Source organism: Aliamphritea ceti (genome assembly GCF_024347215.1).
GTDB classification, from domain to species: domain Bacteria; phylum Pseudomonadota; class Gammaproteobacteria; order Pseudomonadales; family Balneatricaceae; genus Amphritea; species Amphritea ceti.
In genome coordinates this window covers 1208861-1226613 of the sequence record NZ_AP025282.1, presented here as the reverse complement: position 1 = coordinate 1226613, position 17753 = coordinate 1208861, and the positions used below count along the sequence as shown (strand labels likewise).

Sequence of the window (17753 nt, the reverse complement as noted above, 5' to 3'; positions counted from 1 at the left end):
ATATGGTCAAGCCTCACGAGCAATTAGTACTGGTTAGCTCAACGCCTCACAACGCTTACACACCCAGCCTATCAACGTCCTGGTCTTGAACGGCTCTTCAGGGGACTCAAGGTCCCAGTGAGATCTCATCTTGAAGGGGGCTTCCCGCTTAGATGCTTTCAGCGGTTATCCTGTCCGAACATAGCTACCGGGCAATGCCATTGGCATGACAACCCGAACACCAGAGGTTCGTTCACTCCGGTCCTCTCGTACTAGGAGCAACTCTTCTCAAATCTCAAACGTCCACGGCAGATAGGGACCGAACTGTCTCACGACGTTCTAAACCCAGCTCGCGTACCACTTTAAATGGCGAACAGCCATACCCTTGGGACCGGCTTCAGCCCCAGGATGTGATGAGCCGACATCGAGGTGCCAAACACCGCCGTCGATGTGAACTCTTGGGCGGTATCAGCCTGTTATCCCCGGAGTACCTTTTATCCGTTGAGCGATGGCCCTTCCATACAGAACCACCGGATCACTAAGACCTACTTTCGTACCTGCTCGACGTGTCAGTCTCGCAGTCAAGCGCGCTTATGCCTTTATACTCGATGCATGATTTCCGACCATGCTGAGCGCACCTTCGTACTCCTCCGTTACTCTTTAGGAGGAGACCGCCCCAGTCAAACTACCCACCACACAATGTCCGCGATCCCGATAAGGGACCTGCGTTAGAACCTCAATAGTACCAGGCTGGTATTTCAAGATTGGCTCCACTCGAACTAGCGTCCAAGTTTCAAAGCCTCCCAGCTATCCTACACAAGTAATATCAAAGTCCACTGCGAAGCTATAGTAAAGGTTCACGGGGTCTTTCCGTCTAGCCGCGGATATACGGCATCTTAACCGCAATTTCAATTTCACTGAGTCTCGGGTGGAGACAGTGTGGCCATCGTTACGCCATTCGTGCAGGTCGGAACTTACCCGACAAGGAATTTCGCTACCTTAGGACCGTTATAGTTACGGCCGCCGTTTACTTGGGCTTCGATCAAGAGCTTCGCCGAAGCTAACCCCATCAATTAACCTTCAAGCACCGGGCAGGCGTCACACCCTATACGTCCACTTTCGTGTTTGCAGAGTGCTGTGTTTTTAATAAACAGTCGCAGCCACCTAGTATCTTCGACCCCCAACAGCTTAGAGAGCAAGTCTCATCACCGTCAGGGGCGTACCTTCTCCCGAAGTTACGGTACCATTTTGCCTAGTTCCTTCACCCGAGTTCTCTCAAGCGCCTTGGTATTCTCTACCTGACCACCTGTGTCGGTTTGGGGTACGATTTCTTGTTATCTGAAGCTTAGAAGTTTTTCCTGGAAGCATGGCATCAACCACTTCGTCCAAAAGAGGACTCGTCATCGACTCTCAGCCTTAGGGAACCGGATTTTCCTAATTCCCCAGCCTACAGCCTTAAACACGGACAACCAACGCCGTGATGGCCTAGCCTTCTCCGTCACTCCATCGCAATAACAAGAAGTACAGGAATATTAACCTGTTTCCCATCGACTACGCCTTTCGGCCTCGCCTTAGGGGTCGACTCACCCTACCCTGATTAGCATTGGATAGGAACCCTTGGTCTTCCGGCGGGGAGGTTTTTCACCCCCCTTATCGTTACTCATGTCAGCATTCGCACTTCTGATACCTCCAGGATGCCTTACAGCTTTCCCTTCAACGGCTTACAGAACGCTCCTCTACCACGCAAACAAGTTGCGTCCGTAGCTTCGGTGTATGGTTTGAGCCCCGTTATATCTTCCGCGCAGGCCGACTCGACTAGTGAGCTATTACGCTTTCTTTAAAGGGTGGCTGCTTCTAAGCCAACCTCCTAGCTGTCTGAGCCTTCCCACATCGTTTCCCACTTAACCATAACTTTGGGACCTTAGCTGACGGTCTGGGTTGTTTCCCTTTCCACAACGGACGTTAGCACCCGCAGTGTGTCTCCCATAATTGCACTCTACGGTATTCGGAGTTTGCATCGGGTTGGTAAGTCGGGATGACCCCCTAGCCGAAACAGTGCTCTACCCCCGTAGGTGAGATATGAGGCGCTACCTAAATAGCTTTCGAGGAGAACCAGCTATCTCCGAGCTTGATTAGCCTTTCACTCCGATCCACAAGTCATCCGCTGGCTTTTCAACGACAGTCGGTTCGGTCCTCCAGTTGATGTTACTCAACCTTCAACCTGCCCATGGATAGATCGCTCGGTTTCGGGTCTAATCCCAGCAACTACACGCCCTATTAAGACTCGGTTTCCCTACGGCTCCCCTAAACGGTTAACCTTGCTACTGAAATTAAGTCGCTGACCCATTATACAAAAGGTACGCAGTCACGGAACAAGTCCGCTCCCACTGCTTGTACGTACACGGTTTCAGGTTCTATTTCACTCCCCTCACAGGGGTTCTTTTCGCCTTTCCCTCACGGTACTGGTTCACTATCGGTCAGTCAGGAGTATTTAGCCTTGGAGGATGGTCCCCCCATGTTCAGACAGGATATCACGTGTCCCGTCCTACTCGATTTCACTGTGTATAAGTTTTCGTATACGGGGCTATCACCCACTACGGCCGCACTTTCCAGAGCGTTCTACTAACTACAACACAGCTTAAGGGCTGGTCCCCGTTCGCTCGCCGCTACTAGGGGAATCTCGGTTGATTTCTTTTCCTTCGGGTACTTAGATGTTTCAGTTCCCCGAGTTCGCCTCTCAAGAGCTATGTATTCACTCAAGAGATACCCAGCTTACACTGGGTGGGTTTCCCCATTCGGAAATGTTTGGATCAAAGCCTGTTTACCGACTCCCCAAACCTTATCGCAGGTTACCACGTCCTTCATCGCCTCTGACTGCCAAGGCATCCACCGTGCACGCTTAGTCACTTGACCATATAACCCAAAAGGGTCTGATTCAAAGTGACTGATAAAACTTCATAGCCATCTACTTTATACAAAGTAAATAACGCTGAAGTAACGATACATTTACGCCGGATTAGCGCTTGTACATTTTTTACTTCTTAATTCTCGTTTTTTACAGGATTTAAATTGTTAAAGAGCGTTTAAAGCAAAAAGCTTTAAAAGATAGTCACAACATCGTGAATATTTTTTAAAACTTTCATAAACTTGAGCGATAATGCGATCATTACATCACTGCCAAGCTTTTCTTTATCAAGGCGAAGTAATCCGACACATAGTCTGCCATGTGAGGTATTGCTTCAACGAAGAGAAAGGAAAGGTTGGTAGGCCTGAGTGGACTTGAACCACCGACCTCACCCTTATCAGGGGTGCGCTCTAACCAGCTGAGCTACAAGCCTATGTCTTGGTATAAATACCAATTCGCTCTCTTTACATTCTGATCAGATAATTCGTGTGAACGCTTGCTGAGAATCCGCTATCGTTTAAGGAGGTGATCCAGCCCCAGGTTCCCCTAGGGCTACCTTGTTACGACTTCACCCCAGTCATGAACCACACCGTGGTAACCGCCCTCCCGAAGGTTAAGCTAGCTACTTCTGGTGCAATCCACTCCCATGGTGTGACGGGCGGTGTGTACAAGGCCCGGGAACGTATTCACCGTGACATTCTGATTCACGATTACTAGCGATTCCGACTTCATGGAGTCGAGTTGCAGACTCCAATCCGGACTACGACCGGTTTTGTGAGATTAGCTCCCCCTCGCAGGATTGCAGCCCTCTGTACCGGCCATTGTAGCACGTGTGTAGCCCTACTCGTAAGGGCCATGATGACTTGACGTCGTCCCCACCTTCCTCCGGTTTGTCACCGGCAGTCTCCTTAGAGTTCCCACCCGAAGTGCTGGCAAATAAGGACAAGGGTTGCGCTCGTTACGGGACTTAACCCAACATTTCACAACACGAGCTGACGACAGCCATGCAGCACCTGTCACTGCGTTCCCGAAGGCACATCAGAATCTCTTCCGACTTCGCAGGATTTCAAGAGTAGGTAAGGTTCTTCGCGTTGCGTCGAATTAAACCACATGCTCCACCGCTTGTGCGGGCCCCCGTCAATTCATTTGAGTTTTAACCTTGCGGCCGTACTCCCCAGGCGGTCTACTTAGTGCGTTAGCTGCGCCACTAAGACATCAAGTGTCCCAACGGCTAGTAGACATCGTTTACGGCGTGGACTACCAGGGTATCTAATCCTGTTTGCTCCCCACGCTTTCGCACCTCAGTGTCAGTATCAGACCAGGTAGTCGCCTTCGCCACTGGTGTTCCTTCCTATATCTACGCATTTCACCGCTACACAGGAAATTCCACTACCCTCTTCTGTACTCTAGTTATCCAGTATCAGGTGCAGTTCCTAGGTTGAGCCCAGGGCTTTCACATCTGACTTAAATAACCACCTACGCGCGCTTTACGCCCAGTAATTCCGATTAACGCTCGGACCCTCCGTATTACCGCGGCTGCTGGCACGGAGTTAGCCGGTCCTTCTTCTGCAGTTAACGTCACAGCTAGCAGTTATTAACTACTAACCTTTCCTCACTGCTGAAAGTGCTTTACAACCCTAAGGCCTTCTTCACACACGCGGCATGGCTGCATCAGGCTTGCGCCCATTGTGCAATATTCCCCACTGCTGCCTCCCGTAGGAGTCTGGGCCGTGTCTCAGTCCCAGTGTGGCTGATCATCCTCTCAGACCAGCTACGGATCGTCGCCTTGGTAGGCCATTACCCCACCAACTAGCTAATCCGACGCACGCTCATCTAATAGCGCAAGGCCCGAAGGTCCCCTGCTTTCCCCCGTAGGGCGTATGCGGTATTAATCCAAATTTCTCTGGGCTATCCCCCACTACTAGGCAGATTCGTACGCGTTACTCACCCGTCCGCCGCTCGTCAGCGGGTAGCAAGCTACCCCTGTTACCGCTCGACTTGCATGTGTTAAGCCTGCCGCCAGCGTTCAATCTGAGCCATGATCAAACTCTTCAGTTTAATTTCGACACTGTAAACAGTGTCTTAAATCTAGCTCAAAGTTAAACTAACTTTGTAAATCTCATAAATGAATTCACTAGGTTGCTTATCTTTGATAAAGCTTTTGTGCTTCATCTCAACAAGCGCCCACACGAATTATCTGATCAAATTGTTAAAGAGCGTTGCTTAATCCGTCTCAGCAGTCGGTGTTGACCGTGGTTGCTGTCGTCTCAAGCGAGGTGCGTATTCTACTCAACACCCGGTGGAAGTCAACGCTTATTTTCAGAAGATTTTGAATCATTCCGCAGAATGTTTCAAAACCGGAAAAACAAACTTTCGTTCCGGTCGAAGCATTTCACTCGAACTTCAAAACAAGCTGTTTATCAGTGAGTTACTTTGTTTCTCATTGTGTCTGCTGTCTGCGTTGCCGCTGTCTTGCGTCTCAATGTGGGGGCGTATTATAGGGACCAACTGAAAAGAGTCAACAGCCTTTTCACAGAATTTTAAAATTAATGTTACATGACTGTAACATCCTCAGTAGCACATCATTAACGCTCATTAGTTCTAGTCCAAGAAACCTTATTTGGCCAATAAACAATCCAACTATCCCGGATACTTCCCTAGACACAAAAACGCCGTCTTTCAGGGACGGCGTTTCAATTAATCGGTTAGCGCTTCTTAGACTTTTTCTTTTGCTTAGCCAGATGCTGCTTAAACCGCAGTTTCTTCATCTGTTGACGCTTACTTAATTCGTTCTTCTTATCCTTGAATGGATTATCACTACTTCTGAATTCGAAACGCAGTGGTGTACCTTTAATGCCAAGCACTTTGGTAAATTTGTTTTCAAGATAACGCTTATATGAACTAGGCAGATTGGCAGTCTGGTTACCATGAATAACAATAACCGGCGGATTCGACCCACCCTGGTGCGCATAGCGAAGCTTAATACGATTACCACGTACCATTGGCGGCTGGTGATCAGCAACAATATCTTCAAGCAACCGGGTCAACTTATTCGTAGCCCACTTCATCATTGCAAACTCGTATGCCTCATCAATAGATGTATACAGCTCACCTACGCCACTGCCGTGCAATGCTGAAATAAAGTGCATACGGGCAAAAGATACGAAGTCTAAACGCCTACGCAATTGTTCACGTACTGCTTCTTTTTCTTCACCGCTCATACCATCCCACTTATTCAGTGCGATAACCAGTGAGCGCCCTGCATCAAGGACATAGCCCAGCATATGCAAGTCTTGATCAGAAATACCTTCTTGTGCATCTATAACCAAAACAACTACATTGGCATCCTTGATAGCCTGTAGCGTTTTAATAATAGAAAACTTCTCTACTGCTTCATGAACATTTTTACGACGTCTTACGCCGGCGGTATCTATTAGAGTATACAGCTCTTCATTACGCTCGTATGGAATATAGATACTGTCACGTGTCGTGCCTGCCTGATCAAAGACAACAACCCGGTCTTCACCCAGCAAACGATTCACCAGTGTTGATTTCCCAACATTCGGGCGGCCAATAATGGCGATTTTTTTGCTGCGCTGTAACTCTTCTTCCTCTTCACTCAACTCAACAACCGGAATTTCTTCCAGTACATGCTCAACCAGCTGAGTAACACCCCGGCCGTGAGATGCGGCTATTGGCAGAGGCTCTGACAGACCCAGCCCGTAGAAATCACTCATAGCGATATCAGGATCAATGCCGTCTGTTTTATTAACAGTCAAATAGGCTTTTTTACCGCAGCGACGTAAATGATCAGCAATCAATTCATCTGCAGGATTAAGCCCTGCACGACCATCAACGATAAACAGTACGATGTCTGCTTCATCGATCGCCAGCAATGACTGTTCTGCCATCCTATAGTCAATACCTTCCTCATCACCGGAAATTCCGCCGGTATCGACAACGATATAATCGCGCTCACCTAGCCGGCCCTCACCGTATTTACGGTCGCGGGTTAACCCGGAATAGTCAGCAACCAGTGCGTCACGGGATCGGGTCAACCGGTTAAACAGCGTTGATTTACCGACATTCGGCCGACCTACTAGGGCGATTACAGGAACCATATTCTGATCAAACTCTTCAAAGATTAAGGTATTGCTGAATGGTAGTGTAACTTTCAGGATCTGATGACAAACCCGACCATTTTCTCAGCAATATAAAACAAAATGGCGACCCGCTGCAGAACAACGGATCGCCATTATATAGAATTTAAAACTTATTGCAGTTTTATAGCAGCAAGACGTCCCGCATTCGTCAACACATACAAAGTATCGTCTACAACTTTCATATCACTGCGGATACCCGATCCGTCAACCTGGTAACGGGCAACAAAACGGCCATCGATCTGCGACATAAAATGCAGATAGCCATCAAAATCACCAACCGCAACAGTATTGCCTAAAACAGCAGGTGCTGACGCTTCACGATATTCAAGTGCAGGCTGACGCCAAACACTCGCACTGGTGCGCTGATCGTACGCCTGAATAAAGCCGTTATCTTCACTGACGTAAACATTACCAAAACCCGCCGCTAACTGACGATAGCTGGAGGCATCCTTTGACCAAAGGACCTGAGCATCCTGAACACTCACAGCAACCAGTTTGCCCTGATAGCTGACAACATACACGACGCCATTTGCCAGAATTGGCTGACCATCTATATCAATAATACGTTCAAGTTCTGACTTACCGTCAGCAGCAGCGATCAGGCGTTCCCACAACAAACCACCGTTGCGGTTATCCACGGCAATTAGCTTGCCGTTTGCAAAAGCCGCCAGAGTTGCATCTAAAGCAACGATCGGAGCACTTGTGCCACGCAAAGTCAGTGCGGGAATCTGTGTATCATAGGTCCACTTCTGCTCACCTGTATTAGTATCAAACGCAACAAGACTTCCGTTTTGCAACTGACTAACAAGAATCTGCTCATTCATCTGTGCAGGGCTAAGTGCTTCCGCCTGTAGCTGCTGACGCCACATTTCAGAGCCATCTTCGATTCCCAGTACTATTAGCACACCCTGTTCGGTGGTAACGGCAATTTGTTTCGGACCTACACCAACGCCGCCAACAACCGGCTCATCAAGATCAACTGACCAGACTACATCACCGGTACTGCGATCCAGTGCATAAACATTACCCTCTGCACTGCTGGTGTAAATACGTTCACCGGTTACACCCATGGTTAGCTGATTGAATTTTTCACCTAAGCTTCCAACAGATGTACGCCATACAACATCAACATCTTTTTCAGATTCAAACTTAACTAATGGCGCAGGCTCGATTTCTACTTCACTGCTAAACCAGCCACAGGCACTCAGATTTGCAGCCATAAGACCAACTACCGCAAGGCGTGTCAGATATTTCATTCTCAACCCTCTACAGCCAGATTATCGAGTTTCATTACCAAGATCGGACGAGGTTCATCACCTGCTAACTCAAGCGCCTGCTCATAACTTTCACGTGCTTTAGCCTGATCGTTATTACGTAACTGCAAGTCACCCTTAAGCTCCATCAAGCTAACCTGGAAAGCATCAGAGCTAACGCCGTTCAATAAACTAATAGCTTCAGAAACATCACCTTTGGAAGCCATTACGCGCGCTTTACGCATAGTCGTCACAACAGTCATGACGGGATCTTCAGACTGCGTCAATACCCAGTCAAACTCGGCAATGGCAGCATCTTTATCACCAGCATCCAACAATAAACGGGCATTCAGCAATGCGCCAAAGCGAGCGTAAGCTGTACCATCAAAATCAGCCTTAAGATTACTGGCAAGGTGAGTAGCCGTAGCTTTTTGCTCTTCAGTCGCCTGAGGAACACTTGCCAATGCAACGGCCTGAATCAGGTTCTGATATAACGCGGCGGCAGTTTCAGCTTCAACCTGCTGATTATTCTGCCAACCTTTCCACGCGAAGATAATCGCACCAGCAAGCGCAATACCAAGTAGCATTGACTTACCGTTTTCCTGCCACCACTTCTTTAACGCTTCAACCTGTTCTTCTTCTGTGCGCAACTCTGCCACAACATACTCCCATGCTTTCTAAACGCTAATAACTAAATTATGCCTGCTGTTGCTGCAATAACGCAGCGATATCCGACTCAGCAACATCATAGGTCGGCTCGGAGTTATACCACAGGTTTGCTGTCAGTAAACCTGCTTCATCCTGACGCGCAAGAACCACCCAGGCAGCTCCTGTTTGACGCGCTTTACTGGCAATGTTTTTCAAACCGCTACAGTGCAACTGAATCCGCAACCCAGGCACTGCATCACGCAGCTGATCAGCTAATACGACCAAACGGGACTGCATGCCTTTTTGCTCAGCGGCTAAATACACATCGAACGGCTGACGCAGTGAACTAGGAATAACTTCAAGAGTCTCCAACAACAAAATAAGACGCTCAACACCCATGGCAAATCCAACACCAGGTGTCGCACGACCACCTAACTGCTGAACCAAGCCATCATAACGTCCGCCAGCACAAACCGTACCCTGAGCACCGAGCTTATCAGTCACCCATTCAAAAACAGTTTTACAGTAGTAATCCAGACCGCGAACCAAACGCGGATTAATTTCATACTTAATGCCAGCAGCATCCAATGCTTCACATAAATCCGCGAAGTGAGACTTGGAGTCATCGTCAAGGTAATCGTTCAATACAGGTGCTTTATCCAGCAAAGCCTGTGTTTTCGCATCTTTACTGTCGAGGATACGCAGCGGGTTAGACTCAAGCCGACGACGACTGTCTTCATCTAACTCTTCTTTATGTGCTTCAAGGTAAGTAACCAGATCAGCACGAAATACTGCTCTTGCTTCATTGCTACCCAGCGAATTCAGCTGCAAGGTAACCGCATCCAGAATGCCTAATTGCTTCCACAGACGCGCACTCAGCATAATCACTTCAGCATCAATATCCGCACTGGCCATACCAAAGGTTTCTACGCCAATCTGATGAAACTGGCGATAACGTCCTTTTTGTGGCTTCTCATAACGGAACATCGGCCCCTGGTACCACAAACGCTGTGTCTGATTGAACAGCAAGCCATGCTCTTCACCAGCACGGACACAACTGGCTGTACCTTCAGGACGCAGCGTCAGGCTTTCACCGTTGCGATCCTCAAAGGTATACATTTCTTTTTCGACAATGTCTGTCACTTCACCAATAGAGCGCTTAAACAAATCAGTCTGCTCAACAATTGGCATACGGATTTCACTGTATCCATAACTGGCCAGAACATTTTTTACAGTAGATTCGAGAAATTGCCAGACGGGCGTCTGCTCCGGCAGAATGTCGTTCATTCCGCGGATGGCTTTAATTTTTGCCAATTTAACTAGTCCTAACAGATAACTTATTCACTTGCTGGCAAATTAAGCTTTGCCACATCTAAACGGGTATAACTACTCAGATCTACATCTTTACCATTAAAACTAATAGTATCAACAGCAGAAACTTTACCAATCTGAATTTTTAACGGGCCTGGGCCTGACACATCCAAACGACTACCTGCCGGCTTGATGCGCATAGCTAATACCTGACCATTCACATCTTTAACACTGATCCAGCAATCATCAGCGAAATCGATTAATAACCGCCCTACCCCAGATACACCTGCTGCTGAAACAGCTTCATTCTGAGTATCAGCAGTCTCCGCAGGCTTATCCACCTGAGCGGTCGCAAGCTCAACATTAGTCTGCGTGGTGATGGTCGTATCCGGCTCAGTATTTACGGTTACGTCAGCCTGCTCGACTGTAGATTCAGCAGCAACAGCTGTTTCCGCTGCAACATCCCGAACAGATTCTGCTGCTTGCTCAAGTACAGCCTCAGCATTCGCTAATACTTCATCAGCCTGATCTGTAACCGGCACATTGACAGGCTCAACTGCTATCGGAGGAAAACTATCTACTTCCGGTGCAGCTTCGATATTTAACTGCAGCGAATTATCACCTTCTGCTGGCATTTCCTGAACAGCCTCACCAGCAGGCCATAGGTCAGACAATAATTCAGGATTACTTTGTGTTTTCCACCACCAGACAGATACACCGATCAGCGCCAGCAAAATAACCCAGGTAAAAATTCTTACCGCAAAGTCACCAGACTTCGCTTGCTGATCAACTTTACCAATCGCTCTGATTGGTCGACGACGTTGCTTTCCGCCCGGCGTAGTCAGCTCATCAAAAATAGCCAGATAACGATCTGCATCTAAGCCTAATAACTTGGCATAGCTCTGAATATAACCTCGCGCAAAGACCATACTGGGAAGCTGTTCAAACTCTGCTGTTTCCAATGCCTGTATATATCGCAACGACAAACGCAGCTCCTGAGCCACATCATCCTGAGAACGGCCACTAACTTCCCGCGCCTGGATCAGCTCATCAACAGGAAAAACAAGCTCATGCAGTTCCGCTTCGCCATTTTGTGATTCTTTTCTACTCACCGAGATGACTCCTTATACTCACGGTATTCTTGCGAATCTGGGAATAAATTCTTAAGAATCAAACCATAAGTTGCCGCACTAATCGAATTATTTTTGATTCTGGAGATACGAATGCCTAACCAAAGACTCTTTGCGTAATGTTCGACCTGACGGTTATCAACCAACTCACCGAAGCGATCAAAATACACAATCGCCTCATCAGTCTGCTGTTCAGTTAACAAAGTTTCAGCCAGTTCGATTAACGCCACAGGTCGGTTGGGATTCAATGTCAGACTACGCTTAAAAGCATTCTCAGCTGCAGGATAACGCTTAAGGTTCTGATAACAGCGCCCTAAGTTTTCAAATGCCTGCGCACGTTGCGCATAAAAAGGATCTTCTGTTGCTCTGCCAAGCTCTTTACAGGCTTGCTCATAACGCTCCTGACTAAACAGGAAAGCTCCGTAATTATTGTGCACAACTGCATTATCGGGAGCGATAGACACAGCTTTTTCGAAATACGACTCCGCAAGACTCGCTTCCTGTTCCATTTGGAAAACCATAGCCAGCCCATTATAAGCCAGCTCAGCATTTGGATTTATCTGGGAAGCGCGGTGGAATGCTTGCTTTGCACTAGCATTATCGCCATCACGAAGATACTGAATGCCTAACTGTGTATAAGCCTCAGCAGCACTGTCATTCAGGTTTTCAGACGTCTGTGGAGTATTACCCGCGCAAGCTGCGAGCAGTACTGAAAACAGAACAACTAAACAGCTTTTCAATCGCGTGTCTCCTGACAAACTTAATGTTTAACTGGCTGCTGTACCTGTACCGCATCAGCAGGCGTTAATGGAATGTATTTCTCGCTGCGTCGGGTACGGTCCATAACCTGACCAACCAACTGTCCACAGGCAGCGTCAACATCATCACCACGGGTACGTCGCACTGTCGTGATAATACCGGCTTTCACAACTATCATTTTGAATGCCTGAATAGCATCTTCAGAAGGTCGCATATAATCCGAATTAGGAAAAGGATTAAAAGGTATCAAATTTAGCTTACAAGGCAAGCGTTTCAATACTTTAACTAACTCACGGGCATGTAACGGCTGATCATTTACCCCTTCTATCAAGGTATATTCAACCGTAACTACACGTTTATCGTTGAGGCTATCCATATAGCGGTTGCAGGCCGCAACCAACTCATCAATCGGATATTTCTTATTAATTGGCACAAGTTCATCACGCAGTGCGTTATTACCAGCATGCAGTGAGATAGCCAGAGATACATCAGTTACTTCACGAAGCTTATCGAGCGCAGGAACCACACCTGAAGTACTCAGGGTCACACGTCGCTTTGACAGGCCATAAGCATTGTCGTCCATCATTAAGTGAATAGCATCGACAACGTTTTCGAAATTCATCAGTGGTTCGCCCATCCCCATGAATACCACGTTAGTAACACGGCGGTCACCAGACGGATCAAAAGGACCAAAGGAACGAATTGCCACACGTACCTGCCCAATAATTTCGGCGGCACTCATATTGCGGTTAAATCCCTGCTTGCCTGTCGAACAAAAGCTGCAATCAAGGGAACAACCTATTTGCGATGACACACATAAAGTCGCACGGCCATTTTCCGGAATTAACACCGCTTCTACACAGGAGCCGCCTTCCAGCTTAATGACCCACTTACGGGTACCATCTTTTGAAATATTCTGAACTAATACTTCTGGCTCACGGATTTCTGCCACTGCTGACAGCTTTTCCCGTAAAGCCTTGCTGATGTTAGTCATCTCAGCGAAGTCGCTGACACCAAACTGATGGATCCACTTCAATACCTGGGTAGCACGGAACGGCTTCTCGCCAATGCTATGAAAATATTCAGCCAGCTTTTGTGGCGAATGTCCCAGTAAATTAACTTTTTCTGTGGCTTCAGTCATATCTCACCTAACATCTTAAAACAGTGGGCCGAAACACAATGTTCCGGCCCAACAGGAATTACTTACCGAAGAAGTAAGCAATTTCACGCTCAGCAGAAGCCAGAGCGTCAGAACCGTGTACAGCATTCGCATCGATAGACTCAGCGAAATCGCGACGGATAGTACCTTCCGCAGCTTCCTGTGGGTTAGTTGCACCCATCAGCTCGCGGTTCAGTGCAACAGCATTTTCACCTTCCAGAACCTGTACAACAACAGGACCAGAAGTCATGAAAGCAACCAGATCACCGAAGAATGGGCGTTCTTTATGCTCTGCGTAGAAACCTTCAGCTTCAGCTTGAGACAAAGATTTCATCTGCATTTCAACCACTTTCAGACCAGCTTCTTCAAAACGAGAAACGATCTTACCAACAACGTTTTTAGCAACTGCGTCGGGCTTAATGATTGAAAAAGTACGTTCGATAGCCATTTGCTATAGATCCTCTTAAATTTTAGGACACAAGGGATATTAGAAAAACGCGCCATTATACGTCATGCATCTGACAGATAACAGCATCCACAAAGACGAAAAAGCCCGCTTTTGCGGGCTTTCTTACTGCGCTTACTCGCGCTCTTCGATCCAGGCCATCTGGATGGCCTCCAGAATCTTTTCGCCACAGCGATCAGGATCGTCATCAAAGCCTTCCAGCGCCATTACTGACTCATATAAATCAGGAAAACTCACTGTCAGCGGATCGGTATCCGGATACTGCTCATCAAGCTCGATGACAATATCGTGTATATCTACCCATTTAAAAGACATGTATTTTCACTCCCGCCTTAATGGCGTTCAGAAACCTGATTGATAGTGTACTTGGGAATTTCTACAACCAGATCTTCTTCGCCTACTACAGCCTGACAGCTAAGACGTGATTCCGGTTCAAGACCCCAGGCCTTGTCCAGCATATCATCTTCCAACTCATCAGACTCTTCCAGGCTGCTAAAGCCCTCACGAACAACCACATGACAGGTAGTACAAGCGCATGATTTTTCACACGCATGTTCAATTTCAATACCCTCAGCCCAGGCTGCATCACACACCGTTACACCCGGTTCAGCTTCAATAACCTTACCTTCAGGGCACAGCTCGTCATGGGGTAAGAAAATAATTTGCGGCATTACATATCCCCTTCAATATCATCAACACTCTGACCTTTGAGTGCTTCTTTTATACTTAAATCCATACGTCGGGCAGCAAAGAAATCACTGGCCTTAGCCAGCTCTTTAACACCCTTTTCAATGAGTTTGTGATTAGTACCCTGACGTAATTGTAACAACAGCGCCATCTGCTCACGTAAATGCTGTAATTCTTCTACGCTCAAAAGTACGTCACCGTCAGCGGTAATCGCCTGCTCAAGCGAAATCAGAATGCGATCGGCCTCTACCTGCTGTTCACGCAAACTACGGGCATGCATATCTTCTTCAGCATTACTGTAAGAAGCCTTGAGCATGTCAGCTATTTCGTTATCTGCCAGACCATAAGAAGGCTTAACCTGAATTTCGCTAACAACACCACTGGACAACTCTTTTGCAGAAACGCTTAGCAAACCATCAGCATCAACCTGGAAAGACACCCGAATCTTCGCTGCACCTGCAGCCATCGGCGGAATACCGCGTAACGTAAAACGTGCCAGAGATCGGCAATCATCGACCAACTCACGCTCGCCCTGAACAACATGAATCACCATACCATTCTGACCATCCTGGTACGTTGTGAAGTCCTGTGCTTTAGCCACTGGAATAGGCGTATTTCTGTGGATAACTTTTTCAGTCAGCCCACCCATAGTTTCAAGACCAAGCGACAGCGGTAACACATCAAGCAGCAACATTTCGCTATCCGGCTTATTACCGGCAAGCAAGTCAGCCTGAACAGCAGCTCCCACAGCGACAACACGATCCGGATCGATATCTACATGCGGAGCACGTTTAAAATAAGTTTCAACACGTTCACGGACAGCAGGTACACGGGTGCTTCCGCCAACCAGGACCACTTCAGATACTTCTTCTAAAGTAATTCGCGCATCTTTCAAGGCACGACGACACGCCGATAAAGTTTTCTTCACCAAGCCGTCAATCAGACCATCAAACACTTCACGGGTCACAGAAAGCGATGGCGAACCATCAAGCAGCTCAAAGACAACATCTACAGAATCATTTGCTGACAGCTGCTCTTTCACCCAGCGGGCACGACCGGTCAGCTCACGCGACTGGCGGGCATCAATATCTTCAAGCCGAAGCTGATCTTTAAACCAATGAGCCAGTGCAAGATCAAAGTCATCACCACCTAGCGCACTGTCGCCGCCGGTAGAAAGCACTTCGAAAACACCTTTATTTAAGCGCAGGATAGAGATATCAAATGTGCCACCGCCCAAATCATAAACAGCGATAACACCTTCCGCGCCTTCATCAAGCCCGTAAGCCACAGCAGCTGCGGTTGGCTCATTCAGTAAGCGCAGTACCTTGATACCCGCCAGCGTTGCTGCGTCTTTTGTTGCCTGACGCTGCGCGTCATCAAAATATGCAGGCACTGTAATTACAGCACCTTGCAGCTCTCCGGCAAGCGTCTCTTCAGCACGCATTTTCAGATCAGTAAGAATGTCAGCAGAAACCTGCACCGGACTTTTGTTACCGGCAACAGTTTCAATATATGGCATTCCACCATCAGCAGGTGCAAAGCGATATACAGCCTGACCATCCAGCTCTTTCAGATCATCAATACCACGCCCCATGAGACGTTTAACAGAAACAATAGTATTGAATGGATCTGTTGCTGCCTGCGCAAGCGCCGCCGCACCTACTTCCAATTGTGTTTCGGTGTATCGCACAACTGAAGGCAATAAATGCTTACCGTCTAAATCAGGCAAAGTCACTGCTTCACCATTACGAACAGCAGCCACTAATGAATTGGTTGTACCTAGATCAATACCCACTGCCAGCTTGCGCTGATGGGGTTCCGGGGTTTGCCCCGGTTCTGCTATCTGCAATAAGGCCATAATGATTAATCGTAAAGTTTATCTTCAAGCGCTTCTACATCCCGCTCCAGCTTATGTATGAACTGCATCTTTCGTACAGTCATCGCTGCAGCCGGATAATCGGCCTGATCATAAAGGTTTTGGAATTCTTCGCGCAAAGCCTGCTGCTGCTCAGCAACTTCAGCGTACATCTCTTCAACTGCGGTATCAGGATCGTCAGCATCGGCAATATCTTCAACGGCTTCACGAAGTTCCATTTGCTGCATCAGAAACATTGGATCCAGCTGCACTGAAGATTCTGCATATGTATCCTCGCCTTTCAGCGAAAGCAGATACTGAGAGCGAAGCAGTGGCGACTTTAACGTGGCAACAGCCTCATTAAGATACGCGGTATACTGGACGGAAAGACGGCGTTCATGGTCAGCAAGATGCGCAAACTTGTCCGGGTGCAGTGTTTTCTGCAACTCACGACTGCGCTCAGACAAAACCTGCAAATCGAGCTGATAGCTCTCAGGCAGACCAAGAAACTCGAAATAATTCTGTTTAATATCCATGCAAGAGCCGGCAGATACGATTCAGCCGTTGTGGCCCAAAACACATCGGGCTGACACAGCGGCTGAAAAAAGAAATGGGTGTTTAAAGAACCATAAACAGGCTCAGATATTGAAGCTTTCGCCGCAACCACACTCGTTTTTAACGTTAGGATTGTTAAATTTAAAGCCTTCGTTCAGACCTTCTTTAACAAAATCTAACTCGGTACCATCAAGATAAAGCAGGCTTTTAGGATCAATGACAATTTTGACGCCTTCTGCCTCAAATACTTTATCCTCATCCTGCACAGCATCAACAAACTCTAATACGTATGCCATACCAGAACAGCCAGAAGTTCTAACTGCCAGACGAATACCAGCGCCATGTCCACGGGACTGAAGATAACCATTCACATGATTGGCCGCAGCACTGGTCATTGTGATTGCCATAGACTTACTCCTCAAATACCGATCTGCGCCCAGTTACCCGGGCGCTATACAGACTTACTTAGCCTGCTTTTCTTTATAGTCAGCAACCGCTGCCTTAATCGCATCTTCAGCCAGCACTGAACAGTGAATTTTCACTGGTGGCAAAGCTAGTTCTTCTGCAATTTTAGTATTTTTAAGCTCAGCTGCTTCATCCAGCGTCATACCTTTAACCCACTCTGTTACCAGAGAGCTTGAGGCAATCGCGGAACCACAACCGTAGGTTTTAAACTTAGCGTCTTCAATAACGCCTTCATCGCTAACCTGGATTTGCAGACGCATCACGTCACCACATGCAGGTGCACCCACCATGCCTGTACCAACGTTGCTGCTCTTATCATTCATCTTACCGACATTACGCGGGTTCTCGTAATGATCGATTACCTGATCACTGTAAGCCATAACGACCTCCTCAGTTTGACCTCATCATCCAAGCTAAT

General features: G+C 47.6%; 14 protein-coding genes, 1 tRNA gene and 2 rRNA genes. All 17 read right to left on the bottom strand.

Translation table 11 applies throughout. The features are described 5' to 3' along the window. Nucleotides 1-2: 2 nt before the first annotated feature. Nucleotides 3-2892, bottom strand: a 23S ribosomal RNA gene (locus OCU49_RS05590). Nucleotides 2893-3240: 348 nt separating this feature from the next. Then, nucleotides 3241-3317: transfer RNA gene (locus OCU49_RS05585), tRNA-Ile, on the bottom strand. Nucleotides 3318-3402: 85 nt separating this feature from the next. Further along, a 16S ribosomal RNA gene (locus OCU49_RS05580) occupies nt 3403-4942 on the bottom strand. Together the 16S and 23S rRNA genes with 1 tRNA gene alongside form the textbook arrangement of a ribosomal RNA operon. Before the next feature lie 647 nt (nt 4943-5589). Further along, nucleotides 5590-7005, bottom strand: a complete 1416-nt coding sequence (der, locus tag OCU49_RS05575) for a ribosome biogenesis GTPase Der (RefSeq protein ID WP_261843995.1) — start codon at nt 7003-7005, stop codon at nt 5590-5592. Between the two features lie 152 nt (nt 7006-7157). Further along, nucleotides 7158-8303, bottom strand: coding sequence for an outer membrane protein assembly factor BamB (gene bamB, locus OCU49_RS05570; protein ID WP_261843994.1), 1146 nt, complete (start codon nt 8301-8303; stop codon nt 7158-7160). Between the two features lie 2 nt (nt 8304-8305). Further along, nucleotides 8306-8959 carry a YfgM family protein gene (locus tag OCU49_RS05565; RefSeq protein ID WP_261843993.1) on the bottom strand — a complete coding sequence of 218 codons (654 nt, stop codon included), beginning with the start codon at nt 8957-8959 and terminating at the stop codon, nt 8306-8308. 37 nt (nt 8960-8996) lie between these two features. Next, nucleotides 8997-10262 carry a histidine--tRNA ligase gene (gene hisS / locus OCU49_RS05560; RefSeq protein WP_261843992.1) on the bottom strand — a complete coding sequence of 422 codons (1266 nt, stop codon included), beginning with the start codon at nt 10260-10262 and terminating at the stop codon, nt 8997-8999. Between the two features lie 23 nt (nt 10263-10285). Then, nucleotides 10286-11371 (bottom strand): RodZ domain-containing protein, encoded by a 1086-nt coding sequence (locus OCU49_RS05555; RefSeq protein ID WP_261843991.1) that lies wholly within the window; start codon nt 11369-11371, stop codon nt 10286-10288. Next, a complete protein-coding gene (pilW, locus tag OCU49_RS05550; RefSeq protein ID WP_261843990.1) occupies nt 11368-12129 on the bottom strand; it encodes a type IV pilus biogenesis/stability protein PilW in 762 nt (253 codons plus the stop codon). The genes OCU49_RS05555 and pilW overlap by 4 nt, the downstream gene beginning before the upstream one ends. 20 nt (nt 12130-12149) lie before the next feature. Beyond that, nucleotides 12150-13289: a dual-specificity RNA methyltransferase RlmN gene (gene rlmN / locus OCU49_RS05545; RefSeq protein WP_261843989.1), complete on the bottom strand. Its 1140-nt coding sequence runs from the start codon at nt 13287-13289 to the stop codon at nt 12150-12152. 58 nt (nt 13290-13347) lie between these two features. Further along, nucleotides 13348-13755 carry a nucleoside-diphosphate kinase gene (gene ndk, locus OCU49_RS05540; protein WP_261843988.1) on the bottom strand — a complete coding sequence of 136 codons (408 nt, stop codon included), beginning with the start codon at nt 13753-13755 and terminating at the stop codon, nt 13348-13350. A gap of 132 nt (nt 13756-13887) precedes the next feature. Then, a complete protein-coding gene (iscX, locus tag OCU49_RS05535; RefSeq protein WP_261843987.1) occupies nt 13888-14088 on the bottom strand; it encodes a Fe-S cluster assembly protein IscX in 201 nt (66 codons plus the stop codon). A 17-nt stretch (nt 14089-14105) separates the two neighbouring features. Beyond that, nucleotides 14106-14444, bottom strand: coding sequence for an ISC system 2Fe-2S type ferredoxin (fdx, locus tag OCU49_RS05530; RefSeq protein WP_261843986.1), 339 nt, complete (start codon nt 14442-14444; stop codon nt 14106-14108). Further along, a complete protein-coding gene (gene hscA, locus OCU49_RS05525) occupies nt 14444-16318 on the bottom strand; it encodes a Fe-S protein assembly chaperone HscA (protein WP_261843985.1) in 1875 nt (624 codons plus the stop codon). Before hscA ends, fdx begins: the two co-directional genes overlap by 1 nt. 5 nt (nt 16319-16323) lie before the next feature. After that, complete coding sequence (gene hscB, locus OCU49_RS05520) at nt 16324-16851, bottom strand: Fe-S protein assembly co-chaperone HscB (RefSeq protein WP_261843984.1); 528 nt, start codon at nt 16849-16851, stop codon at nt 16324-16326. 102 nt (nt 16852-16953) lie between these two features. Continuing rightward, the gene (gene iscA / locus OCU49_RS05515; protein ID WP_261843983.1) at nt 16954-17277 is read right to left on the bottom strand and encodes an iron-sulfur cluster assembly protein IscA; all 324 of its coding nucleotides are present in this window, start codon (nt 17275-17277) and stop codon (nt 16954-16956) included. A gap of 54 nt (nt 17278-17331) precedes the next feature. Next, nucleotides 17332-17715 (bottom strand): Fe-S cluster assembly scaffold IscU, encoded by a 384-nt coding sequence (gene iscU / locus OCU49_RS05510; protein ID WP_261843982.1) that lies wholly within the window; start codon nt 17713-17715, stop codon nt 17332-17334. Nucleotides 17716-17753: the final 38 nt, after the last annotated feature.

Coding starts and splice junctions, on each gene's coding strand:
- der (WP_261843995.1), bottom strand. CDS start 7,005: ATGGTTCCTGTAATCGCCCTAGTAGGTCGGCCGAATGTCGGTAAATCA.
- bamB (WP_261843994.1), bottom strand. CDS start 8,303: ATGAAATATCTGACACGCCTTGCGGTAGTTGGTCTTATGGCTGCAAAT.
- rlmN (WP_261843989.1), bottom strand. CDS start 13,289: ATGACTGAAGCCACAGAAAAAGTTAATTTACTGGGACATTCGCCACAA.
- ndk (WP_261843988.1), bottom strand. CDS start 13,755: ATGGCTATCGAACGTACTTTTTCAATCATTAAGCCCGACGCAGTTGCT.
- iscX (WP_261843987.1), bottom strand. CDS start 14,088: ATGTCTTTTAAATGGGTAGATATACACGATATTGTCATCGAGCTTGAT.
- fdx (WP_261843986.1), bottom strand. CDS start 14,444: ATGCCGCAAATTATTTTCTTACCCCATGACGAGCTGTGCCCTGAAGGT.
- hscA (WP_261843985.1), bottom strand. CDS start 16,318: ATGGCCTTATTGCAGATAGCAGAACCGGGGCAAACCCCGGAACCCCAT.
- hscB (WP_261843984.1), bottom strand. CDS start 16,851: ATGGATATTAAACAGAATTATTTCGAGTTTCTTGGTCTGCCTGAGAGC.
- iscA (WP_261843983.1), bottom strand. CDS start 17,277: ATGGCAATCACAATGACCAGTGCTGCGGCCAATCATGTGAATGGTTAT.
- iscU (WP_261843982.1), bottom strand. CDS start 17,715: ATGGCTTACAGTGATCAGGTAATCGATCATTACGAGAACCCGCGTAAT.